20 protein-coding genes are annotated in these 24,399 nt (G+C 51.9%); 4 read left to right on the forward strand and 16 right to left on the reverse strand.

The features are described from left to right. Positions 1 to 49 precede the first annotated feature (49 nt). The 5 genes from OHJ21_RS31060 to xylA all read right to left on the reverse strand — a co-directional run bounded on the left by OHJ21_RS31060 (position 50) and on the right by xylA (position 7,807). A complete protein-coding gene (locus OHJ21_RS31060; RefSeq protein ID WP_100541477.1) occupies positions 50 to 1,192 on the reverse strand; it encodes a transglutaminase domain-containing protein in 1,143 nt (380 codons plus the stop codon). Positions 1,193 to 1,290: 98 nt separating this feature from the next. Then, entirely contained in the window at positions 1,291 to 3,642 is a 2,352-nt protein-coding gene (locus tag OHJ21_RS31065) for a YcdB/YcdC domain-containing protein (RefSeq protein ID WP_100541476.1), read from the reverse strand. Positions 3,643 to 3,885: 243 nt separating this feature from the next. Further along, positions 3,886 to 4,515 carry a bifunctional 4-hydroxy-2-oxoglutarate aldolase/2-dehydro-3-deoxy-phosphogluconate aldolase gene (locus tag OHJ21_RS31070; protein ID WP_326119761.1) on the reverse strand — a complete coding sequence of 210 codons (630 nt, stop codon included), beginning with the start codon at positions 4,513 to 4,515 and terminating at the stop codon, positions 3,886 to 3,888. A gap of 269 nt (positions 4,516 to 4,784) precedes the next feature. Continuing rightward, entirely contained in the window at positions 4,785 to 6,281 is a 1,497-nt protein-coding gene (gene xylB, locus OHJ21_RS31075; RefSeq protein WP_100541474.1) for a xylulokinase, read from the reverse strand. 209 nt (positions 6,282 to 6,490) lie between these two features. Next, positions 6,491 to 7,807 carry a xylose isomerase gene (gene xylA / locus OHJ21_RS31080; RefSeq protein ID WP_100541473.1) on the reverse strand — a complete coding sequence of 439 codons (1,317 nt, stop codon included), beginning with the start codon at positions 7,805 to 7,807 and terminating at the stop codon, positions 6,491 to 6,493. A gap of 366 nt (positions 7,808 to 8,173) precedes the next feature. On the opposite strand from xylA, the gene OHJ21_RS31085 reads away from it, so the two are divergent. Together OHJ21_RS31085 and OHJ21_RS31090 are read left to right on the forward strand one after the other, a co-directional pair. Beyond that, positions 8,174 to 9,346: an ROK family protein gene (locus OHJ21_RS31085; protein WP_100541472.1), complete on the forward strand. Its 1,173-nt coding sequence runs from the start codon at positions 8,174 to 8,176 to the stop codon at positions 9,344 to 9,346. A gap of 151 nt (positions 9,347 to 9,497) precedes the next feature. Beyond that, complete coding sequence (locus OHJ21_RS31090) at positions 9,498 to 9,701, forward strand: hypothetical protein (protein ID WP_100541471.1); 204 nt, start codon at positions 9,498 to 9,500, stop codon at positions 9,699 to 9,701. Between the two features lie 120 nt (positions 9,702 to 9,821). Here the strand turns inward: OHJ21_RS31090 and OHJ21_RS31095 are convergent, their stop codons facing one another. The 4 genes from OHJ21_RS31095 to OHJ21_RS31110 form a co-directional block, all read right to left on the reverse strand. Then, complete coding sequence (locus OHJ21_RS31095; RefSeq protein ID WP_006212730.1) at positions 9,822 to 10,058, reverse strand: glutaredoxin family protein; 237 nt, start codon at positions 10,056 to 10,058, stop codon at positions 9,822 to 9,824. A 67-nt stretch (positions 10,059 to 10,125) separates the two neighbouring features. Next, positions 10,126 to 11,067, reverse strand: coding sequence for a thioredoxin-disulfide reductase (gene trxB, locus OHJ21_RS31100; RefSeq protein ID WP_127593930.1), 942 nt, complete (start codon positions 11,065 to 11,067; stop codon positions 10,126 to 10,128). Positions 11,068 to 11,539: 472 nt separating this feature from the next. Further along, positions 11,540 to 13,561 carry a heavy metal translocating P-type ATPase gene (locus OHJ21_RS31105; RefSeq protein ID WP_100541469.1) on the reverse strand — a complete coding sequence of 674 codons (2,022 nt, stop codon included), beginning with the start codon at positions 13,559 to 13,561 and terminating at the stop codon, positions 11,540 to 11,542. Between the two features lie 337 nt (positions 13,562 to 13,898). Then, positions 13,899 to 15,008, reverse strand: coding sequence for a PEP-utilizing enzyme, TIM barrel domain protein (locus tag OHJ21_RS31110; protein WP_486022164.1), 1,110 nt, complete (start codon positions 15,006 to 15,008; stop codon positions 13,899 to 13,901). Between the two features lie 266 nt (positions 15,009 to 15,274). On the opposite strand from OHJ21_RS31110, the gene OHJ21_RS31115 reads away from it, so the two are divergent. After that, positions 15,275 to 15,892: a nucleotidyltransferase domain-containing protein gene (locus OHJ21_RS31115; RefSeq protein ID WP_486022166.1), complete on the forward strand. Its 618-nt coding sequence runs from the start codon at positions 15,275 to 15,277 to the stop codon at positions 15,890 to 15,892. A 72-nt stretch (positions 15,893 to 15,964) separates the two neighbouring features. Here OHJ21_RS31115 and OHJ21_RS31120 read toward each other — a convergent pair whose 3' ends face one another. Both OHJ21_RS31120 and OHJ21_RS31125 read right to left on the reverse strand, forming a co-directional pair. Continuing rightward, positions 15,965 to 17,257 (reverse strand): homocysteine synthase, encoded by a 1,293-nt coding sequence (locus OHJ21_RS31120; RefSeq protein WP_326115698.1) that lies wholly within the window; start codon positions 17,255 to 17,257, stop codon positions 15,965 to 15,967. 150 nt (positions 17,258 to 17,407) lie between these two features. After that, positions 17,408 to 18,235, reverse strand: a complete 828-nt coding sequence (locus OHJ21_RS31125) for an SDR family NAD(P)-dependent oxidoreductase (protein ID WP_326115700.1) — start codon at positions 18,233 to 18,235, stop codon at positions 17,408 to 17,410. 236 nt (positions 18,236 to 18,471) lie between these two features. Between OHJ21_RS31125 and OHJ21_RS31130 the strand changes: the two genes are divergently transcribed. Then, complete coding sequence (locus OHJ21_RS31130; protein WP_326115702.1) at positions 18,472 to 18,729, forward strand: DUF3949 domain-containing protein; 258 nt, start codon at positions 18,472 to 18,474, stop codon at positions 18,727 to 18,729. Positions 18,730 to 18,804: 75 nt separating this feature from the next. Here OHJ21_RS31130 and OHJ21_RS31135 read toward each other — a convergent pair whose 3' ends face one another. The 5 genes from OHJ21_RS31135 to OHJ21_RS31155 all read right to left on the reverse strand — a co-directional run bounded on the left by OHJ21_RS31135 (position 18,805) and on the right by OHJ21_RS31155 (position 24,320). Next, complete coding sequence (locus OHJ21_RS31135; protein WP_486022169.1) at positions 18,805 to 19,662, reverse strand: ATP-binding cassette domain-containing protein; 858 nt, start codon at positions 19,660 to 19,662, stop codon at positions 18,805 to 18,807. Then, positions 19,655 to 20,497, reverse strand: a complete 843-nt coding sequence (locus tag OHJ21_RS31140; RefSeq protein WP_100541462.1) for a hypothetical protein — start codon at positions 20,495 to 20,497, stop codon at positions 19,655 to 19,657. Before OHJ21_RS31140 ends, OHJ21_RS31135 begins: the two co-directional genes overlap by 8 nt. Beyond that, positions 20,475 to 21,167, reverse strand: a complete 693-nt coding sequence (locus OHJ21_RS31145; RefSeq protein ID WP_486022171.1) for an RNA polymerase sigma factor — start codon at positions 21,165 to 21,167, stop codon at positions 20,475 to 20,477. The genes OHJ21_RS31140 and OHJ21_RS31145 overlap by 23 nt, the downstream gene beginning before the upstream one ends. 89 nt (positions 21,168 to 21,256) lie before the next feature. After that, positions 21,257 to 23,458, reverse strand: a complete 2,202-nt coding sequence (locus OHJ21_RS31150; RefSeq protein WP_486022173.1) for an ABC transporter permease — start codon at positions 23,456 to 23,458, stop codon at positions 21,257 to 21,259. Then, positions 23,451 to 24,320, reverse strand: a complete 870-nt coding sequence (locus OHJ21_RS31155) for an ABC transporter ATP-binding protein (RefSeq protein WP_100541459.1) — start codon at positions 24,318 to 24,320, stop codon at positions 23,451 to 23,453. The genes OHJ21_RS31150 and OHJ21_RS31155 overlap by 8 nt, the downstream gene beginning before the upstream one ends. Between the last annotated feature and the right edge of the window lie 79 nt (positions 24,321 to 24,399).

Here is a 24,399-nt window from a genome sequence, read left to right on the forward strand (position 1 = left end):
TCCCTCCCATACTTGGGAACGGAAGCTGCTTTTTTGTGATGCGGACATATTACCAGATGATCTGCACTCTGAGATCATCGGTGTTCTCAAACGCATGGTGATAGTATTTGATGGAGCCGAGATTGCTCTTCATCTGTAATTGCTGGAGCACATTTACAAGCTCTCGCTCACTGCCGTCAAACCGGAACACCAGCTTCTGGCTCCCTTCAGCCTTTGCAGCTTTCACCAATGGTTGGAGCTGTTTGTAGGAGCTGACGATGGAACGGGCATCATAAAGCTGATATTCCAGATCCCGTTTTAATTGTTCGTATACTCCGGCTCTCGAACGATCCTTCACGGCTAGCCCTGCCAGCGTGTTGCGGTAAAGGGTGCTCGCCTTCGGATAGGATTTCACCCAGGTATGATCCCGGCCCATCTGTTCATCCGTCCGGAGGTAGTACGTATAGGATACCTCGTTGTCGCGATCCGGCACGGGATCGTTCCACGTCGTGTCCAGATGATACCATTTGCCGTCCAGAAGGACCAGATTCCAGGCATGGAGCTGGCCTTTCGGATTGTCGGAGGCATAAGCCGTGCCCTCCACAATTTTGTTCTGGATCCCGGCTTCCTTCAGCAGTTTATGCGTTAACAGAGAATAGCCCTGGCATACCGTGCTTCCGGTGTAAAGCCCGTCATAGGCCGTATATTTCGTAAGCGTGGTATCGTATTTCAAGTTCCGGACAACCCAATCGTGGATGGCTTTCACCTTCTCATGATCATTCATGCCCGGCTTGATGATCTGCTTCAAAATGCTGTCGGCATTCTGGTTCACATAGTTCGTCTGTTCCGCGGTCTCGCGGTAACTCAACCGAACGGTGACATTGGCGGAACTGGAAGTCCCACGATAGTCGTAGCTATAACTAGCGATGGTGTAGTGAATATAGGGGTCACTGGCCATCGCCTGATCAAGTGCATCTTTAAGCTGCGATTTCAGCGATTGGGTCTCGCCCTGATAAACAAAACGCACCGTCGATTGCCTGTCGCTCATCGCTGTCAGCAGTTTCTGCTGAATCCCATTGACCGACTTCACGACCGCTTTGTTGGAGGTGGCATAGACATCACTGAGATTAGCTGGTTCAGGTACTGCTGCAACGGTTACCGCCAAAGACCCTATGAACAGTAATTTAACGATCGTTCCTCGGCTTCGTTTCATCGGTACACCCGCCCTTCATCTTCCTCATCCGTATTGTAACACATAACATCAGGGCTTAAGGGTTCTAGTTTTGTCGACCGGGCACGAATATCAAATACCTACCAATAAAATGAGGACAGGAAGGAATCGCTGCGTCCCGCCAGCTTCGACATGCGGACCAGAACCTCGGCAGCTTCCGCTCGCGTCACCTCACGTTCCGGCAGGAACTTGCCATCGACTGCCGGGAGAAGACCCAGCTTGAGGGCGATCAGGGCTGCGCCTTTGTTAGTTACGGCGTCGGCATCCGATATCCCCTGAACGTCGGTTGGAAGGATAAAGGCTTTGGACAGCTTCTCGTAATTCAGAATACGGGTCAGCGAGCTGGCCAATTCATCCCTTGTCAGCTTGCGGTCCAGCTGCAGCGGGCTGTCCGGATCATAAGGTATCCAGTTCTGCCCGATCAGCACCTGAATGGCCTGGTAATACGGATGGTCCGGCTGCAAGCCTGCGTATGGATCCATGGTAGATCTTCCATACACCTGCTCGTAAGACGGGCTCACCGAAGCAGCCACCAGCTGATACCATTCGCCAAGGGTAATCTGGCGATCCGGGTATACCTTTCCGTCTTTGTCCGGAACCAGCACCCGATATTTCACCAGCTCCTTCAGAGACGCTTCCGCATCATGCCCCGCCGCATCGGTAACCGCAGGAATATCCTTGCGGCTCATTTCAGGCATGATATCGCGCCATTCCCCGCTCTTGGCATCTAGCGGTACCGCAATGCCGCCATAACCCGCCTTTTTGTGTGTCGGATAATAAATCAGCTTAATGAAAGGCTTCATAATCTCATTACCGGTCGTTGCGTAACCTCCGTAGTAACCGTATTTCAGCTTTAGATCGATTTCTTCCAAATATTTAGCTCTTGCCTGCTCCGCACTGATAGCCGGTTTTACATCCGTTGGCAGCTTGGACAGGACAGCGTCGGAATTCACGCTAAAGCCCTGGATTTGTCCGTCGCCCTCCATGGTGAGGTTCAAGGAATCGCCCATGATGCGAATATCACCGATATAACGCTGGAATGAAAATTGATAATGGAGCGTTTGATTGTCCTTGCCCAGTTTATCAACCGATGTCAGCTTCCATTCTTCGGCCGCATTCGGCACCAGCTTGCTTACCGTCTCGAATGCCAGGTCCTGCGCCGCCTGCTGCGAAATCGGGCTCTTCACTTCCGGAGCACCGGTCCGGTCAAAACGGTATCGGTTGTACGAGTAGATCTGTCCGGTCTTGGCGTCCACCTCTGCGGATACCATCTCTCCTCCGCCCATGGCAGAGAGCTTATTTTCGCCCCAGCTTATGTTCCACGTCTTGATCTCGCTGTTGTTCCACCTCGTACCCAGTCTCTTGGATTCTGTCTTTAAACCAGACGGAAGCTTGATCTGCGATTCCACCCATCTGGCCGCTGCCTCTCCGCCAGCGAATGGAGCCGTGATTGGCTTAAAGGTTTCTTTGGATGTCGGAATCGCGCCGTTCTCAACCGAGGTAAGCCCGCTCTCTTCCCCTGAGAAACTAATGAACTTGCCTGTATTGGCATCCAGTGAATTGCCTGATTGATCATTAGGTATGTAACCTAAGAAATAATTGCCTTTGGCATTGTTATATAAATGATCCGGTACATAAGCCAAGGATACTTGGAATTGATCCTCAAACAATTTACGGATGGAAGCCTCGTTCAATTTCGGTGTGGATGAAGGAAACTCCTCATTGATTTGATTGCGGGAATAGTTAATGGTATTACCCTGCCCGTCAAGCGTGATTGAGATGCTGTTCACATCCGATTCAATCCCGTTCACCGAGGTTTGGAAATAAAACTCGAACCGCGGCGGACTGAACAATGCCGCCTGCATCCCGAGATAAGCCTCATTCTCCTTAAGCTCGCTGGCCTTCACATCCGATACATGGCTGCCGATCCATTTCAGCGCCTTCTCCTTGGCTGCTTCCCGGGTTAACACCGGTTTGTCGCTACCATGGTTCACCAAAGAATTAGGAATATAAATGTTGAGAAGTTCACCTGTAACCGCATTGACCTGGGCATTAAAGCCGGAGCTCGAGTTCCCTTTGGTCAGTACCATTTGCAGATCCCAAGCAAGCGCGCTCGATCTCATGCCATCATTCTCCAGGAACTGCACGTTCGTTACCTTCACGTTCTTGAGCTCCGGGAAAGCCTTCTTAATGATGTCTTCCGCCTGCTTGGATGAAATTTTTGCGCCCTTCGGTATTTCGTTATCCGTTACGCTTTCGGAACCGGCTTGACCGCTGCTGTCCACGGCAGTTACCGTTTCGGATACAGCGACTCCGCCGCCCGGAACCGAATTGTCACCCCATACCGGCTGCGCCAAACACAGCATGGCTGTAGCCGTAACCGCGCACACGGTCTTTTTTACCCTTACCTTCTTCTTACCTGATGGATTCACTTGATTCGCTCCCTTCCATTACTTGAACCTAACCATGTCTTACTTACACATGATGATATCCCTAACAAGTGCCTGTACACGGCAGCAATGACATAACCAAGCTACCTAAATAATACCATAACTTGTCTATATATTCCTTATGTAGTAAGCTTCCAAAACATAACCTGCATGGTTAAGGATGAACAAAGTGTAACTATTTCGATCCCGCTTCTTGTGAATGGGAGAATTCCCTTCGAACACATCTTAACCAAGCCGCGCCGCTTCAACAAAAGCCGCAGTGCGTCGCTTGATCTCCTCCATATTGCCGGACATAAGCGCATCCTTCGGAAGCAGCGCGCTGCCCAAACCGACCGCTGCCGCGCCTGCATTAAAATAATCCGGAAGATTATCCAGCGTAACTCCACCCGTTGCAAGCAGCGGAATGTGATTCAGCGGGCCCTGAAGCTCCCGGATAAATGACAAGCCCAGACTGGCCATGGGAAACAGCTTCACAATCTCTGCCCCGGCTGCGTACGCCGCAACGATCTCCGTTGGCGTCATGGCCCCGGGCCATACATCAATTCCCTGCTCTAGGGCAAATTCGATGACAGTAAGATCCGTGTTCGGCGAAATCAGGAATTGGGCCCCGGCAGAGACCGCTTCCTTCGCCATCTCCACATCAAGGACGGTACCCGCGCCAACATACACGTCACCGTCATAGCGGGCGCGCCAATCCTGTATCATATGTAAAGCACCCTTCGTATTCATCGTCACTTCCATGAACCGGATTCCGCCCTGGCTCAATCCCTCTCCTACGAAGCCCGCCTGTTCTTTCGTAATGCCCCGTACGATGGCAACGATTTTCTCGCGTTTGAGTTCAGCTGTCAGTTTCAATGTCTTCCCCCCATTTCTATTTACACTTCCCGCACCACCCTTAATCGAATTGGCCGCGGATGTTACACAAATGATCACAGGCTATCCAATGAAAGGAACCTGAAAAAACCTATATCCAAACCGGTCCCCACGAAGAGGGTTGACGCTCATTCCCTGACGTAACCTGCTTGACTTCAACCTGCCTCAAGTATATGCGGTCCGAAGCGTTCACGCAAAAAAAGCAGGCCGGGAAAAATGTCTTCCCGACCTGCTCTTTAACATCTATAGGATTATCCGCGGAATTCGGACAGCTCTGCGCCGAGTTCACGCGTGGCTCCGTATACGCTTTGATAGAGTCCAAACAATTTGTCATAGGCCAAAACCGCCTGCGGATTCGGAGAATACGAGCGTGCCGGCCGCAAAAACGCCTTTGCGCAGTCCTGAAGGCTTGCAAACCAGCCGCAGCCGTAGGCTGCCAGCATCGCTGCGCCCATAGCCGGCCCTTGCTCGCTTTCCAGCTTCACAATTTCAGCGTTGAACACGTCCGCCTGCATTTGCAGCCAGATCTCGTTCTTGGCGCCGCCCCCGATGGAAATGACGCGGTCGATCCGCTTGCCGGATGCGCGGAGGATATCGATGGATTCGCGGAGAGAGAACGTGATCCCTTCGAGTACCGAACGTGCAAAGTGGGGCAGCTTATGACCGGCGTCCATTCCGATGAAGCTGCCGCGAATGGTTGCATCCGGATGCGGGGTGCGTTCACCGACGATATACGGCGTGAACAGCAGCCCGCCGCTGCCAGCCGGGATGCTTCCGATATCGCTCAACAGCGCGTCAAAGGAGACATCCGGTGCAAAGGTATCCTTGAACCAGGTCAGGCTGTATCCCGCTGCCAGGGTCACACCCATGATATAGTAAGCATCTTTCTCGCTATGATTAAAGAAATGGACCTTCCCTTCAAAATCCACCTCGCGACGCTCCTCATAGGAGAGTACCACGCCCGATGTACCAATACTGCACATCGTCTGCCCTTCTTCGAGAATGCCGGCGCCGATGGCACCGCAGGCATTGTCCGCCCCGCCGGCAAATACCTTCGTCCCCGGCAGCAGAGCCGATTGCTCGGCGATCTCGGGCAGCAAGGTGCCGCACTCGTCGAAGGATTCGACCAGGGGAGGGCATAAGGTGTGCGGCAGCTGGAAGGCATCCAGAATTTCGGTGCTCCAAGACTTGCCCGCCACATCCAGCAGCAGCGTTCCGGCTGCATCGGAATAGTCCATCGCGTATTGCCCGGTCAGGCGGAAACGCACATAATCCTTAGGCAGCAGGAACAGGGCAGCCTGTTCGAGCAGCTCCGGTTCAAACTCCTGCACCCACAGAATCTTGGGCAGGGTGAAACCTTCCAGCGCGCGGTTGCGTGCAATGCCAAGCAGCTTCTCCTGCAGAGTCTCCTCGATGCGACGGCATTGTGCCGTTGTGCGCGTGTCATTCCACAGGATGGCTGGTCGCAGCACTGCACCTTCACCGTCTACCAAGACTAAACCGTGCATCTGGCCGGAGAAGCTTAAACCCTCAACCTCGGATGGGTCGATGTTGTTTCCTTTCATCAATTGCCGTAACGACAATACCGTTTTGTCCACCCAATCCTCCGGTCGCTGCTCGCTGTAACCCGGCTTCGGCTGGCTCAGCGGATACGACTCCGAATGCTCGGCGACAACCTTGCCGCTGCGGTCCACCAGCACGGTCTTCACAGCACTGGTCCCCAAATCAACTCCGATAACGTAACTCATCTATATCCTCCTTCGTCTCCTCATGAACCGAACATGAAAACATCGTTGGCACTTCCCCCGGGCGCACGGTGCGTGATCCACGGCGTGCCTTGGATGGCTGTCGACCATAGCTCGCTATTGTTTCCTGTTTGAAATAAGTACACCGGCTTCCCTGGAGGGAGCCGGTGAAGGTTTGGATTTCATGGTACAAGCGCTAAAGAGTGTATCGATTAATTTGCAAGAATGTACTGATTCAGAATGGCTTTCAGCATTTCTTGACGTCCGGATTCGTTTTTGCGCGGTGACTCGTTGTTCAGCGCGTATTCTGCAAGGGAAGCCAGTGTTGCCTTGCCGGATACGACGTCTGCGCCGATGCCTTCATTAAAGCTGCTGTAGCGCTTCGCGATGAAGTCCTCGAATACGCGGTCTTCAATCAGCTTCGCTGCCACTTTCAATCCTTTTGCGTAAGTATCCATACCGGCGATGTGCGCATGGAACAGATCTTCCGGCTCGAAGGATGGACGACGAACCTTCGCATCGAAGTTCACGCCGCCGCGGCCGAGACCGCCGTTCATCAGCACTTCGTACAGCGTCAATGTCGCGTCATAGATGTTTACCGGGAACTCGTCCGTATCCCATCCGATCAGCATATCGCCTTGGTTCGCGTCGAGGGAACCGAGCATGCCGTTGATGCGTGCTACGCGAAGCTCGTGTTCGAAGGTATGACCGGCGAGCGTGGCGTGGTTGGCTTCGAGATTCAATTTAAAGTGCTTGTCGAGACCGTATTTCTGCAGGAACGCAATCGTTGTAGCCGCATCAAAATCATATTGGTGCTTGGTTGGCTCCTTCGGTTTAGGCTCGATCAAGAATTGGGCATCAAAGCCGATTTCCTTCGCATAATCAACCGCCATATGGAACAGGCGAGCCAGGTTATCCAGTTCAAGACCCATATCCGTGTTGAGCAGGGTCTCATATCCTTCGCGGCCTCCCCAGAACACATAGTTCTCGGCGCCGAGGCGTTTGCCGACCTCAAGTCCTTTTTTCACTTGTGCTGCCGCATGAGCGTATACATCCGCGTTGCATGTTGTGCCCGCACCATGCATGAAGCGAGGGTTCGTGAACATGTTTGCTGTGTTCCAGAGCAGTTTTTTGCCGGTGGACTTCATGTGGTCTTCAATCGAATCCACGATCGTATCAATGTTGCTGTAGAACTCGCGCAGGCTGCTGCCTTCCGGCGCAATGTCCACATCGTGGAAGCAGAAATACGGAAGATTCATTTTCTCCATGAACTCAAAGCCTGCCTCAACGCGTGCTTTCGCAAGATCCATGCCGGAGTAGTTGCCCCAAGGACGAACCGCAGTGTCGGCGCCGAACGGATCCGAACCGCCTGCAGTCAATGTATGCCAGTAAGCCATGGCGAAACGGAGATGCTCTTCCATCGTTTTGCCGGCTACAACTTCTGTCGGATTATAAAATTTAAAAGCATAAGGGTTGGTTGATTTGCTGCCTTCGTACTCGACTTTGCTAATGTTGTTAAAATAGGCCATGTATAAATCCTCCTATACCTTGTTAAGGTGTGGTTAACGCTTACAAGGTTATCCTAACACAGGATTTCTACTTTGTCTATTGGTTAAACAAAGTTATTGTTTTACAACTTTTTCAAAACCGATGCCACCGCTGTTAGGATGATTATCTGCTAAGATTCAGGACATCTCCGTTTGGCTCACTGCCTATGATTCCTGTAAATCCATATTCAAATGTTACGACGATAGAAACCACGGGACACAGGATTGCGTGCACCCGGGCAGCGTTACGGGCTGTTGCAATTTCCGGACTTTGCCCCTAGACTATGAGCATATCAAGTCTCAAGAGCCTAACAGGATTAGGAAGCAAGACTAAAAGGATGAATACACATGACGAATATTACCGGTGACCAGGCTCTGGTCAAGAAAATAAATACCTCGATTATTCTCGATACGATACGTCAACACGCCCCGGTCTCCCGGGCGAAGGTGTCCAAGCTCACAGGTCTGAACAAGGCTACCGTTTCCAATCTCGTACAGGAGCTGTGCAGCAACCATCTGGTCCAGGAAATCGGACCCGGTGAATCCAGCGGCGGCCGAAAGCCGCAGCTGCTGCTGTTTAACGGACAAGCCGGTTATGCCGTCGGCGTGGAGCTGCGCGTGAAGCAAATGACCGCCGTACTTACGGATCTGGAAGGCCGGATTCTTGCCGAAGAAGATACCGCCCTTGAAGGGCATGATGTGGAATCGGTGACGCGGCTGATGGTTGGCCTGATTCATGGCCTGATGCGGCAGGCCCCTCCCTCCCCATACGGCATCATCGGGATCGGCGTAGGCGTCCCGGGGATGGTCGACGGCGACGGCACCGTCCTCTTCGCCCCCAACCTGGGATGGGACATGGTGCCGCTGCAAAAGCAGCTTGAGCACGAGCTCGGACTTCCCGTTACTATCGACAATGAAGCAAACGCGGGCGCCCAAGGCGAGCTGCGCTTCGGGGCCGGCCGGGACGCCCGCCATCTCCTCTATATCAGTGCGGGCAGCGGTATCGGCTCCGGCATTATCATCAATGGCGAGCTCTATAAGGGCGCCCGCGGGTATGCCGGCGAAAGCGGCCATATGTCCATCGAAGCCGATGGTCGGGAATGCACCTGCGGCAACCGCGGCTGTTGGGAGCTGTACGCCTCGGAGAAATCCTACGACGGCAAAGATGCCCTTCTTCCATCCAGACGGACGTCCGAGCTTGTTCATCATGCCGAGCTCGGTCATAAGGAGACCATCCGGCATTTCGAGGAGCTGGGACGCTATCTTGGCATTGGCATAACTAATCTTGTCAACGGATTCAATCCGCAATCGGTCATCATCGGCGGTCCGCTGTCCGACGCCCGGGCTTGGATCGAAGAAACGCTCCAGCAGGTCGTTGCCCAGCGCACGCTTCCCTATCACCGAGAGTTGATGGAGATCCGGTTTGCCGAGCTGGGCAGCCGCTCTACCCTGATCGGCGCGGCCTATTCTGCCATCTCGCAGTTTCTTGGTCCGGTGCGGGTCTCCATGCCGATTCATTAAAATTGACGATATTTTGTCGTAATTAACACCCTGCATATTAAGGAAAATCCAGCGATTTTCCGCTATAATTAATCTCGTCCTATAATTTAAATCACGATTCTCCTCGTGAGAAACGTGTGATCGTTATACAAAAGGGAGAGGAAACGCTCAAATGACCTATGTAAGCACTGCGGAAATATCGGCACAAATGTTTGTGACCGTATTGCTGTTTCTCCTAGTTATCGCACCTTTGTTCAGTCTCGCCATCATGCGTTTTTTTCAAGGCAAGAAAAAAGCCGGCTTCATCCTCCTCGGCTCCGGCGTGGTCGCATACGTCGTATTCCAAATCATCATGAGTCTGTTTTTCAACAAGTGAACATGATTTGTGCGAACGTTTGGCAGCATTGCTCGGCAACAAAAAAAGCTCCTTCCCGAACCTCGGGAAGGAGCTTTTTATCATAAGCAAGCGATTGGCCTGCCATCATGCCTGATTAGATTAAGCTTCCGGGTTCAATGCTTTGTTGAACTGGAGCTTGTTCATGCCAAGAATACGGTGCTCACCGATGATGGTGAGGGGTACTGCGCGAACGCCCATATCCCATACTTGCTGCGCGAATTCGTCGTTCTGCTCGATGTTGCGCTCTTCAAATTCGATGCCTTGATCGGACAAGAAGCCTTTTACTTGTTTGCAGTGCGGGCAGTTGTTCGAAGTGTATACAATCACATTTTCCACGGTTGGTCAGTCTCCTCTACTCATGATTTGGGCTGCTTATAGCCCGTTCGTCCCTATATCTATCAGTTTACAACACGACAGCGTTGTGTTCCAAGCTCTCGATGTATTTCTCTGCATCCATAGCTGCCATACAGCCGCTTCCTGCTGCCGTGATCGCTTGTCTGTAACGGGTATCCTGCACGTCGCCGCATGCAAATACGCCCTGGATATTCGTCTCGGATGTTCCCGGAGTCGTTACGATGTAACCGTTCGGGTCCGTTGTAATGTTTCCGCCGAGGAAACCGGTGTTCGGATGATGACCGATCGCCACGAACACGCCGCTGACCGCAATCGTCTCTTCTTCGCCAGTCTCATTGTTGAGCACTTTGATGCCTTTTACGCCTGTCTCGTCCGCAATGACTTCCTGCGGCGTGCGGTTCAGTGCCCATTCGATTTTCTCGTTAGCACGGGCGCGATCCTGCATGATTTTCGATGCACGAAGCTCCTCCCGACGGTGAACGAGTGTCACTTTGGATGCAAAGCGAGTCAGGAAGTTGGCTTCTTCCAGCGCGGAATCGCCGCCGCCGACAACAACGATCTCTTTGCCGCGGAAGAAAAATCCGTCGCATGTGGCGCAAGTACTTACACCGCGTCCTACATTATCCTGTTCTCCCGGAATGCCGAGATATTTGGCCGTTGCGCCCGTAGAGATGATCAACGTTTCGGCAACTACCTCGCCCATACCGTCTACGTCCAGCTTGAACGGACGCTCTCCGAATTCCACGCTGTTCACCCAGCCTGTACGAAATTCCGCGCCAAAACGTTCAGCCTGTTGACGCATATTGTCCATCAGCTCAGGACCCATGATGCCTTCGGGAAAACCCGGGAAATTCTCAACTTCGGTTGTGGTGGTCAGCTGCCCGCCAGGTTGCGGACCTTCAATGACGAGCGGGCTCAGGTTCGCGCGAGCCAGATAGATTGCAGCCGTAAGGCCGGCAGGGCCTGTGCCTATAATAACGGATTTGTACATATCGTTTCCCTCCTATATATGGAACACTTAATTATAATCATTATAAATTAATATTAATTATGGTTATATCGGAGCCGTCTGTCAATATGCCACATCACACCCCATCTGAAAATATTGTTAATCCATTCTTCATAAAACGGAGGGGACTTTACTATTTTGAAAAAACGAACCTCGTTTACGAAAGAGTACCTCATTTTAAAACGTTTACTTCGAGGTCATGGGTGCGCTCCGTTTGGGTTAGAAGAAATCAGGGGCACGAAAAGGCCACCACCATCCTTTTGACGGCAGGAAGATGAATGTTTGATGAAGACATAAGGATGGTCTTGAAGGGATCTACTGCATGCGAATCGCAGCAGTTTGAATCTTGAAGATATTCTAGATCATTTCCGCTGCCCATAAAAAATCCCCTTCTTCTCCACCAAGGAAAAGAAGGGGACGCTTTGTCATTGCAGGCGATACTCGGTCCATTAACTTAATGGCTGCTGCGGAGCAGACGAAGCCCGTTCAGTATAACCAGAATGGTGCTTCCTTCGTGACCGATGACGCCCAACGGCAGCGCAACGCCTTGAATGAAATTGGCTGCAATCAGCGTCAAAATCACGGTGATGGCAAATATCATATTTTGCTTCACGATGCGCTGAACGCGGCGTGCCACTTTGACGGTGCCGGCAATTTCGTCGATGTTGTCATTCATCAGCACCGCGTCCGCTACCTCCAGCGCCGTTCCGCTTCCCGAAACGCCCATGCCGATGCCTACGGTCGCGGTAGCCAGTGCCGGTGCATCGTTCACACCATCCCCAACCATGACCACATGGCCGTAACGGGCCCGTAACTCCTTAATATGTGTAACTTTATCTTCCGGCAGTAAATCGGAGAACACCATGTCTACACCGCTTTGCTTCGCAATCACGTCCGCCGTCGCCTTGCGGTCCCCCGTCAGCATCGCTACCTTGATGCCCAACTGCTGCAGCCGCTTAACAGCCATTGCCGCTTGAGGCCGAACCGCATCCTGCAGAGCGATCATGCCCGCGATACGGTCTCCCTTCAGGATCACGGAAACCGTCTTGCCTTCGGATTCCAGCATGTTCCGGATGGACAGCCAGTGCAGGCGATTCTCTTCAAGCGCGCTCAACTCCTTTTGCGCGGTAGCTGCACCTGAATGCTGATCTATAGTCGGATGATCCAAAACATCGCTTTTTCCTATTTTCCAAGTGATTCCTTCCACTTCCGCCTGCATACCCCATCCAGTTATGGACTGTCCGTTCTCTACCTGCTGCAGCTCGGCCCCCTCTTTCTCAGCCGATTGGACAATCGCCAAGGCCAGAGGATGCTTCGACATTCTTTCGATAGAAGCACTGATGCCAAGCAGTTCATGCCGATCCCAGCCTTCGCCTGCGATAAAATCCGTGACCACTGGCGTACCGAGCGTCAAGGTACCGGTCTTATCAAAAGCGACAACCGCCGTGCGCGCCATATTCTCAATATGGGCGCCGCCTTTGAACAATACGCCTTTTCTGGCGCGATTGGAAATCGCCGACAGCATCGCAGGCATGATGGAAGATACCAGCGCACAAGGGGATGCTACTACGAGAAACACCATCGCTTTATAGAAGGTGGTATCCCAATCCCATCCCAGGACGGGAGTAGCCAAAACAATCAGAGCCGCGGTCGCAATGACAACGACACGGGCATATATCGATTCGAACCGCTTGATGAACCGCTGCGATTCCGGAACTTCGTTCTCCGCTTCTTCCACCAGCTTGATAATCTTGGCGAACAACGTAGATTCCGCCGATTGAGTAACCTCAATGTACAATACGCCTTCCCCGTTCAAGGTTCCGGTGAACACTTCATCCCCAATGGCCTTATCGACCGGTACGGATTCGCCGGTAATCGAAGCCTGGTTGACGGAGGAGCTGCCGCGATAAATTTTGCCGTCTGCAGGAATAAGCTCGCCCGGCTTTACCAGAATCAGATCGCCGATCTCCAGCTTGTTGATGGATACCGATACCATCTCCCCCTTCTCGATGCGCAGGGCCGTCTCCGGCTGCAGTTCCATCAAGGACGAGATATCCTTGCGGCTTCTCTCCATGGTATAACTCTCAAGCGCCCCGCTGAGGGCAAAGATGAAGATCAGCATCGCACCTTCATTCCAGTATCCGATCGCCGCAGCTCCCATAGCGGCAGCAATCATCAGCAGATTCACATCCAGATCGCGCTCCTTCAGAAGGGTCTCGACACCTTCTTTCGCTTTCACCCATCCACCGACGGCGTAGGATATCACGTACAGCACAACGGAGAGCGGCTCGGACCATTGGCTGGTCAGCCAAGCCACCAGCATCAGCAGGCCGCTGCCCAGCGCAGCCACGACCTCCGCGTTGCTCAGCAGGCTGCGTATATCCCACTTTCCAGGCTGCCGCGGCTCACGCGGATCCGCTCCGTTTTCTATTGTCGATATGCGTCCAGTCGTCGTTTGACTTTGTATCCATTGCATAACCAATCACCTTCCTAGTTGAGAATGAGATCCATTATTACTACCCTTAAAATGACACATGCTGCCCCGGCTTCGCCGGAGCAGCATGCTAAATGAGAATGAGAATCATTTTTGAACTTATACAATTTATTTTCCTTCGTACAACTTTATATGTATCATACTCACTTCACCCTCATTTGTAAACCATATTTTTCACATTTTTTAAATGCAGAAGCGTACCTATTGGCGTTCCTGATGATGAAGACGAATCTTCTGCACGTAAAAAAGCCCTTGCGATCTCTGTCCGCAAGGACTTCTTTCTAATCACTCACCTATTTTGTAAAGCGCTCACATTCCATCAATCGACAATCGTCGAACATCTGCGGCGCATCTCCAGCCTTGCACCGGTTATTCGAATGGCTGCAATCTCTGAGGGCTGACAGCACACCTCGTGTATGCCCTGCCGGTAAACCATACGTAAATCCGTGGTAGCCACCCCATTAATCCGGAGCGTTAATTGTGGCTTCGTTCGCCTAATACGATGGATCATCTCTGAGAATGCCGAGACCTTGTGTCCTGCCACATCCGACGACACGGAATTCTCCGTCCCCTCCGAATCGAATACAATCACATCGGCCAAACGGGCAATCTCCGCTGCCGCCGCTGGGTTCATTCCTTCTCCGAACAGCGCTCCATAGCGAATACGCACAAAACGCCTCTGATCCATAAGGGTCTGCTCTGCCACTTCTTCGATAAAATTATGGATCGATATAAAGTCATCCGCGTGTGCCGGGCGTACAGCCAGGAGCTCTAATTGGCAATCTACGCCTTCCTCGCTGCACTGCTCCATAGCCCGGAACAAGGACTCAAGCTGAGCATCCTGCGCTTCACGCAACTCCATCGTGTTGAAAAGCCGGGCATCGTGCAGCAAGCTGACCGCACATCGGGCTCCATCCGCCGCCTGAAACACCGACACCCAATAGGTCTTCCATAGCATAATAAGTCTCCGCCTTAATAGGGCGCTCTTCTCTGCACTCCGCGAATTCAACCACGCTGTGTAAACCTCCTGCAGCAGGCCATGCTGCAAAGCATCCTCCCCGCGTATCAGCCCGATTCCCTGAGCACCTTGCCTGATATCTCGTGCAATGGATTCAGGGTCTGCGGATCGGCTCATGACTTTCAGTCTTCGGTTCCTGTCACTCCACCCCAGCAGTCGGGTCAAGGACGGTCTGTCTGTGCCGTTATGCCGAATCCCTGAAACCCTGAGGGCTTCTTCAATATCGTCAGGCGACGCCAGTAACAGCAATACCTCCTCATGGGTGACTCCTCCTGCCATTGCAAAATGCTTCAGCAGATCTGTCTCGGGAGAAATCTCGTTTGCCGTAATCTCCTCTGCTCCGATAAACTCTTCATCTTCAAATCGACGCTCTCCCAATTCACTGCCTGCTCCCCATTGCCTTTCCGTCATGGTTATCCTTCTACTCCCTTTCACCTTGAATTGGATAAACGCCTCCTTACAGATTATTATGAAACAATTGGAAATATACAGCGCACGGGATAAACACCGGCTGAAAAATATCGGGACGGTACGAACCAAGCGCCCTGCTCTCCTTGTACCTGATGCCTGCACGAAGGTGCGGACGCCTGACCCTATCTATTTATCATCATTTCAGGGGCAGGATAAAACCTTTACAATGGAGGATAGATCAATGCTGGAAAAAAGGAGAGTAGAACATGAGAACCGATTATGATCATTGGGAACCGATCAGCGTATCGGATGCCGTCAAAATTTTTGCTAAAATCCCTGCTCGTTGGTATATCGCCGGAGGTTGGGCTTTGGATTTATATTTGGGAGAACAGACTAGAGAACACGGCGATATCGATATCCTGATCCTTCGCGAAGAGCAAGCCGCCATTTACGCTGCATTAGCCAACGAATGGACGCTGTACAAAGCGGATCAAGGAACCTTATCGCTCTGGGAGGAAGGCGAATATTTGCATTCGGTTGGCGATGTATGGGTAAGCCGGAATGAGGAAGCCCCATTTTCATTCCAGATCATGCTGGTGGAGACCGAACAGGACAGCTGGGTTTATCGCAGAGAACCGTCCATTCGAAGACCGCTCCAAGATATATCCTTAAAAACAGACCAAGGAATTCCTTATCTGAAACCGGAGATACAACTCCTATATAAAGGAGGGAGCAAGAACATCCGCGAAAAAGACGAACGGGATTTCAGGAAGGTTCTGCCCTTCCTCGATCGGCAGGCTGCAGGATGGCTTGCCCAAGCGCTGCGGACGCAGTTTCCGGACGGGCATCCCTGGATCGATTACATGAATCGTCCTAGCGATTGAAATTAACGAAAAGGCACCTTCCCCTAAAGAGGAAAGTGCCTTGATATTCCAATTCAAATGATAAAGGTTGCCTTACTTCTGGCTGGCTTCAATAGCTTGTCCCAGATCGTACAAGATATCATCGATAGACTCGGTCCCGATCGACAAACGCAGCAATTCCGGATTTACGCCAGCCGTAAGCTGCTCGTCTTCCGTCAACTGCTGATGCGTCGTGCTCGCCGGATGAATGATAAGCGACTTGGAATCGCCGACGTTGGCCAAGTGGGAGAACAGCTTCACATTCTCGATCACCTTCTGACCTGCTGCTGCCCCGCCTTTGATACCGAAGGTCAGGATAGCGCCTTGGCCCTTGGGCAGGTACTTCTTCGCCAGCTCATGCGAAGGGTGACTCGGCAGCCCTGCATAGCTCACCCATTCCACCGCCTCGTGACTCTCCAAATACTGGGCAACCTTCAGCGCATTCTCGCTATGACGCTCAACGCGAAGATGCAGCGTTTCCAGCCCTTGCAGCAGCAGCCAGGAATTGAATGGGGACAGGGACGCGCCGATATCCCGCAGCAGCTGCACGCGCGCTTTGATAATGTATGCGATCGGACCTACTGCCTCCGTATACACAACGCCATGATAGCTTGGATCCGGCTGGGTCAATCCCGGGAACTTGTCGTTTGCCGTCCAATCGAATTTACCGCTATCCACAATAACCCCTCCGATGGAGGTCCCGTGACCGCCGATGAATTTGGTCGCAGAATGAACGACGATATCTGCCCCATATTCAATCGGACGCAGCAAGTACGGACTTGGGAAGGTGTTATCTACGATAAGCGGAATGCCATTCTCGTGCGCGATGGCCGCAACCGCTTCCACATCCAGCACATTGCCCTGCGGATTGCCGATCGTTTCGGCAAACACTGCCTTTGTTTTGTCATTGATCGCTTTGCGGAAATTTTCCGGGTCCGTGGAATCCACGAAATGCACCTTGATGCCCAGCTTCGCAAGCGTATTGGAAAATAAATTATAAGTGCCGCCATACAAGCTAGAGGAAGAAACAATTTCATCACCTGCGCCAGCGATGTTTAGAATGGAGAAGGTGATGGCTGCCTGCCCGGAAGATGTCGCCAGTGCACCGGCACCGCCTTCGAGCGCTGCAATCCGCTTCTCAAACACATCCGTGGTCGGGTTCATAATACGCGTGTAGATGTTACCGAATTCTTTGAGCGCAAACAGATTCGCCGCATGCTCACTGTCTTTAAACCCGTAGGAAGTCGTCTGATACAGAGGGACAGCGCGGGATAATGTGGTCGGATCAAGCTCCTGACCGGCGTGAACCGCTAAGGTTTCAATCGAAAATTGGCGTTCTTCTGACATGGGTGTTTCCTCCCTTTTCTTCATATGGAAAGTATTATGGTTTCATAATTTCTCCCATTCTCTCATACTTTCCTTTGTTTGAAAAGAGTGATAACCAACTAATTTCATCGGAATATATTAATTTATGCTGTATGCAGTCTGAAAACAGCTTTATTCCTTCTCCTCTTTATAAACTTTACCCCATCCATAACCGGCTTCCGGGGATGTATCCTCGGGCATGCCCGGCAAGATCAGACCGCCGTCAATGCGGAGGTTAATGCCGGTAATGTAGGATGCCGCATCCGAGCAGAGCCAAGCAATCGCTTCCCCGATATCCGATGGCGTACCTAAGCGTCCCAGCGGAATTTTTCTGCCGAGCGGCTCGTCCTCTGCCGATTGGTCCGGCTTGTGAACGGTCGCCCCCGGAGCGACGCAGTTTACGCGGATGCCATGCGGCGCCCACTCGAGCGCCAGCGATTGTGCGGCACGTATAAGCGCTGCCTTCATACCCCCGTATATGCTGTCCTTGGGATAAGCCCTCTCTCCTCGGGAGGACGTGATGAAAATGATATTTCCCGGTATTCCCTGGGCGATCATCTCCCGGACGGCATATTTGCTAAGCAGCATCGGCGCTCGAAAATCGAGATGAACCGTCATGTCCAGCGCGTCCTCTTCAAGCTCCGTGAGCTCGTCATATAGGCCGATCCCCGCATTGTTCACCAACAGATCGATCCGGCCAAATTCCTCTATCGTCTTTCGTATCGTATTCTCCGCTTCACTGCGAACGGTCAAATCGCTTTGAATAATAAGAGGCGTCTTGCCATAGGTATGGCGAATATCCTCTGCTATGTCCGATATTCCATCCTTGCTCGAATTGTAGGTCATCGCCAGCCGGTATCCTTTTTCAGCCAAAACCTTGGCAATCCCTCGTCCGATTCCGGCGCCAGCGCCCGTTACCAGCGCCACCTTCTCCGTTCCTAAATTACTTACGGTTCCCATTACATCTCGCTCCCTTCTCCATCATCCATTCATACACGATTGCGCCGCTGTTCAGCGTATACGCGCACCATGCCTACCCTTCCTTACCCTGTTCTGAATAAGATGATTGGCTTTCTTTTGACAAAGTCAGCATGACGGGCATTCGTTATTGTAAATAGATGAATCCATACCAAGGTTAAATACGTATTGAATATTTATGATTTTCCATAAACGATAATCTTTAGGAGGGTGTACTTATGAATTCTGAGTGGTGGATTGTTGGAAGTGTTCTAGTCGCCGGATTCCTGTTTATGATTCCCGTGCAGTACCGCTATATTGCAGCGTTAAAGAAGGATCGCCGGAGGCGAGGGGTCGATCAGGAAACGTATTACAACAAGATGTCGTTTCAAGAAGAACAGCTACACTACAACACGCAAATTATGTTTTTGCCTTCCACCATGGTTGCCTCGTGGATCTATAATTGGAGGCATAAGGGCGGGAAAACGACCAAGTAGGCGACTTCCACCGGATGAAAACGCAAAAATCATCGCCCAAAATAAGGCGATGATTTTTCATGATCCAAGCTATACTCAGCCGCGTCTGGCTAAGGCGTTCATATGTAGGAAAAAGGTATCCTCCAGCGTAGGCGCCTTCTCCACAAATTCGGGGCCCGGCTGCTTTTTCCCCATCAGCCTTACTCTCATGTGATGTTCCGTCATTTGAAAATGAATCAGGAGCTCCTGCGGTATCCGCTCGAAGGCTTCCAGATCGATCTCGCCTTCCCAGACGCTGGAGGCCACATTCAGTTTCCACTGGGTCGGTGAACCGATAAACCGGATGCGTCCGCGGTGTATCCATATCACGGTATCTGCCGCTTCTTCCCATTCGTTCAGCTCGTGGGCGGCCACGATCACCATTCGGCCCCTGGCGTATTTGGTCAGGTACGTGATCAGGAATTTGCGTTCCTCGGCGTCCATGCCGTTTAAAGGCTCATCGAGGAATAGAAAAGAAGGTGAGGCCAGCAGCGCCTGCACGACGGCAATGCGCCGCTGCACCCCTTGTGATAAATTCTTGACCTTGCTCTTGCGGAAGGGCTCCAGTCGAAAGTCCATCATCAACCTGTCAATGGCCTCCGGGTTATAGACGCCCTTTAATTCGGCCATATAGGTCAGCAGCTTGCCGACCTTCATATCTCCATATAGCTCGATATCTGCCGGGACATAACCGATTTGACTGCGGATCAGCGGCAAATGATCTCCTGCCCTGCGCCCGCTGTACAGAATTTCGCCTGCATCGGGCGCCTGCAGCGTGGTCAGCAGCTCAATCAAGGTGGTTTTCCCGGCCCCGTTCGCTCCGACGATAAGGTTCAGGCCGGAGTGAATCTCCGCTTTGTCGATTTCAAGCCGGTACGTACCCGCCTGGCGTTCCAGTCCTTCCAGCCTAATCATTCGCCATTCTCCAGGCTCCGTTCAGTTTCAAGCTGCGTCCGTAAGAAGAGACGAGCAGAATCACTCCGATAACAAGCAGGGCCATGTCCGTCATCATTTTGCCGCTCATGGAAACGCCGTGATCCACGATTTGTCCCTGAATCACAATCCACATTCCATAGACCAGGATGGCCGAGATCAGTGAGACGACCATGCCTTTGCGAAACAGCATATACATCGCAGCGCCTCCCGTCACCAGCAGAATGCCCATCCACTCCAGAATAAAGGGGCCGAATAAAAAGCGGGAGGTTTCCGCCTGGATGGATCGCAGCCCGAGCGCGAGGGTACTCAGCAAGGCCATTCCGACAACGATGCCGGTCACAAGCAGCAGGCGGGTATACAACACCAGCGCAGGCGGGTATGGGGTCAGGGTCTCCACGGCCCGCATCCCTTTATCCCAGGTTCGGCTGCTGAACAGCATCGATACAATCAGCAGCAGAGGGGTAATCAACGGAAAAATGCCGCCGGGCAATCCGGCAAACTGATCCAGCGGATACTCCGGATCGATCAGCAGAACCAACATGCAGAATACAGCGCCTGCTGTGAGCAGAATGGATCTTTGGTTCAATCGGATCTGGCTCCGAAGAATCTGTTTTAATGAGGGTGGGTCGACCTGCGGATTAAAATCCAGCTTGGGGGACTCGGGCTCAATCCTAAGCAAATTGAACTCTCCCTGAAGAGACGCAATGAGCTGCGCCGTCTCATCCGGTGACGGCGATGGAAGAGCAGCGCGTCTAAGCGGGCCGCGAAGCTCGTCTTCAAGTCTTCTCAATTCATGATCGAATGGATGATCCATGGAGATACACCTCACTTTCTTTTACTTTGCACTGCGAATCCGGCTCTTCCGGCTTGGAGCGGTTCCGAACCTGTTCCTGAGGACTCTTCTCCCGCGTCCTTCGGGATGTATGGACGGGAACCAAATCGGAATGCTCCATGGACAATGTTTTTTTCAGCTTTCTCAAGCCGTTATATAAATGCGTTTTCACCGTACTTAAGGGGAGGTCGACCAGGTCGGCGATTTCCTGCAGCTTCAAATCATGGAAGAATCGAAGAGATATGACTTCCTGTTGTATATCGGGCAGGTTCTCCAGCGATGCTGCAATTTCCAGCGAGGTTTCCTGCCTCTCCACGAGTTCCTCCGCGCCGGGTGCAGGGTCGTATGCATCCGGCATCTCCTCACCCGCAAGACCTTCAGACCTGTATGATGCGCTTTTCCAATAATCCTTGCACATATTCAGAGCCACGCGATAAAGCCAGGAGCGAACATGTTCCAGCGTGCCGTGCTGCTTCAGATGCCGAATGAGCCGGATAAACGTTTCCTGAACGATATCCTGGGCTTTTTGCCTATCGGCCAGCCTCTGGGTCGTATAACTGAGCAGCGGACCATGGTACCTCGTCACCAACATTTCAAACGCTTCCTGGTCGCCGGCAGCCATGCGTTCGGACAGCTGCTGATCGGAAATCATGCCTTCCCCCCCTTTCTATGTGCATTCTAATCTTCCCATTATATCTATTTCTCAATTATAACCGACCGTGTGCATGTGCATAGTCGTCATTATTTGACATTCATCATGGCATCCCATTTCTGCTGCCATTCTTTGTACGTAATCGAACTCTCCGGGCTTACGTACGAATTCCGTTCGGTGCTCGGAAGCATCAGCCCTTGCTGGTAAAAATGAACCAGCAGCTCTTTGACCTGATCTCCTCTGCCTTCTTCCAATGCTCTTCTGACTTGCTGAGCCATACTTATCCCTATTTTGTTTTGAGGATCATCACCGTCTCCATTTTTGAACAACAGTTGCTGTACCGACCGGAGATTTCCGTAAGCGGATCTCAGTTGTTTATCGCTAAGCCCTTTCTCTTCCACGTAATACACATACCAGAACAGACTGCTGATCTTTCCGCGCACATCTCGTTCCGGATGTTCAAAATAATAATTCAGCCCATCCTGGTTGCCGAACAGAACCGAGTTCATCCATTCGCCGGGCAGGTTTGAGTGGTTGTATGTGTACTGGTTCGAGGACAGAATCAGACGATGGTCCACCCGGGGATAGTCAAAACCTTGACCTAAATATAAGATCTTGTCGACGTTGCTGTTGAACGCAGGTACCCACTTGGAAAAATAGTCATACTTCTTTCTCATATCCCGCAGCATCAACACGGATGCCTTCTCCATATATGGCGTTGTCACGATGGTAATCGGCAGATCACTCTGGTGGATTTCTTTCCAGAACTGACCTCCGTACAGAGAGACATTCTGCTCGATCTCCCTATCCTCAAACCGCTGGTAGCCGGGCCTTCGTTCCAGCTCCCGCATCCCCGTGTACAAGGGTACCGGATAACCTTCGACCTCCAGCTTCATCTCCCCGAAAGAATAACGCATCCGGCCAAATTCCCAGCCCAGATACACATATTTCGGCGGACGGTCTCCGTTATCACTCTTTAAATATACATGCTGATGACCGGGAAGCGGATACCACGCGATATAACCATCCAGCTTCACTTCGGGTCCCACGCTGTAAACCGAAAATTCCTCACGGGAATACCCGGCCATAAAGTCCATGACCTTGCCTCTATATTCCAGCTCGGCTTGAATCTCTCCGTCCTTGGCATGGCCAATCATCCTTACCGATAGCCAATCTCCCTGTCTGCGATAGGGAGCGTCAACACCCTGGAATTGGACACGCTCAAGCTTGAACATCCGGTTCAGGGTTAACGGAAGCTGCCTCGTGCCTGATAATTCGGAGGCGGGTATCGTTAGCTTCGCCATCACGCGAAGTTCATCGTTTGGCAGCCGCTTCAGCTTGAGATCATAAGAAGAAACATGATAGAAAGATCCATCTTCAGGATCATCAATATAAGAAACCGTGGGGTCTCCAATCTTCGCATCAATTTGGGCATATCGTTCCGCCCATAGCGTGCCGTAGGGTACCGCGGCAGCTGCCGTCAATACGACAGCCCCCAGTACTGCGAGCCATCCCGCTTTCAAGAGCATCGTAGGGCGCTTGCGGTTTAACAGGAACAAACACACCGTTAGCAGCAGGAAAGTGAAGGCCAGCACGAACCACCGGGAACTCATTAAATCTTCGCTAAACAGACCGTACCCCCAATTCTCATATTCAAACCGATTGGATTGAAGGAAGAATTGGTTGAGGTGAAACACTTGGGCCGGCAGCCATCTTAATTCGCTGATAATGTAAATTTCCATGAAAAACGTTCCGAACATCCATGCACAGAAACCGATCAAATAAACGATCCGATTCGGAATGCTTGCCCCAAGGAGCATGGCGAGCGCGATTGTCACCATATAGGAAACCTCGTACTGCACCGCAAATTGCATGGTATGCATCATCGCAATATGACCGGCGATCCCCTGGCTAATCGACAGGATATAGAATATAACCGACGTCGACAACGTGAACAGGGAAAAGTACAATAAACTGACCACATATTTCGACGATAACAAGGTAAAGAAAGACACGGGCAAGCTGTGATTCCATTCAAAGGATCGACGGCGGACATCCCGGCGAATGGACAAGATGCCAATTAACATAGCCGGACCCAGGGTCATCGTATGACCCAGCATGTGGAATGAATAAGCCGCCGAGTATAAATTATGATTCGGTCCGTTGCCGCTTGCCGCCTGCAGCATCATAATGATGAACAGAATCGCATAGAGGATTGGAAGAGAGGCAAACAAGGGATTGCCGAACAAAAGCCGAAGCTCAAGAAGACTATGTCTCCACCATTTATGCATGGCGATCCCTCCGCAGCAGGCTCAGATATCCATCCTCCAGGGTTGGATCCGCGGGAAACGCCCCTGCAACCGGGGCCGCTTGGCCGATAAACCTGCACAGGACGCCTTCCGGAACGGTACGGGTAGACACGACGGACATGGGATCAATCAAGGCAAATTCATCCGGACTCATGACCGCTTCCCATACTTGTCCCTTCCCGCAAGCCTGCAGTTCAGCCAGACTGCCGTTCATGGCCAATCTCCCCTTGTTCATGACTGCGATACGACGGCAGTTGCTCTCGATATCGGCAACGATATGGGTGGATAGCAGGACCGTCCGGTCGATGCTAAAGCGGGTTAACACATTACGAAACCGGACACGCTCCTGAGGATCCAGCCCGGATGTCGGTTCGTCAACGATCAAAATATCAGGCGATCCCAATAACGCTTGGGCAATCCCCAGCCGCTGCTTCATTCCTCCGGAGTAAGTACGCACTTTTTTATCTGCCTTCCCCTGGAGATTAACCATCTCGAGCAGCCTGGAGATTTCCTTCTGTCTGGCACCCCGTTCCGTGATCCCTTTCATGGCTGCCACATAATCCAGATAATCTCGGCCGGTCAGCTGCGGGTAAATGTGAAAATGCTGCGGCAAATACCCGATCATCTGCCGGATCTCCTCCGGCCGTCCAATCGATATCCCGTTCACTCTCACCTGTCCGGAGGTCGGCGTCAATAAGGTCGCCAGAATCCGCATCAGCGTTGTTTTGCCGGCGCCATTGGGTCCTAGCAGACCTGTCATGCCTTTATCCAATTGTAGAGAAACATCCAAGAGCGCCCAAGCGCCCTTGCGATAGGTTTTTGATAAATGCTCAATGGTAATCATTCTAGAATCCTTTCACCATTAACGATTATGGCATAAGCCGCGCGGTTTACGTTACTTGGAACGAACCATCGTCTCAAAA

The organism is Virgibacillus sp. LDC1 (genome assembly GCF_025792345.1).
GTDB lineage: Bacteria > Bacillota > Bacilli > Paenibacillales > Paenibacillaceae > Paenibacillus_AQ > Paenibacillus_AQ lautus.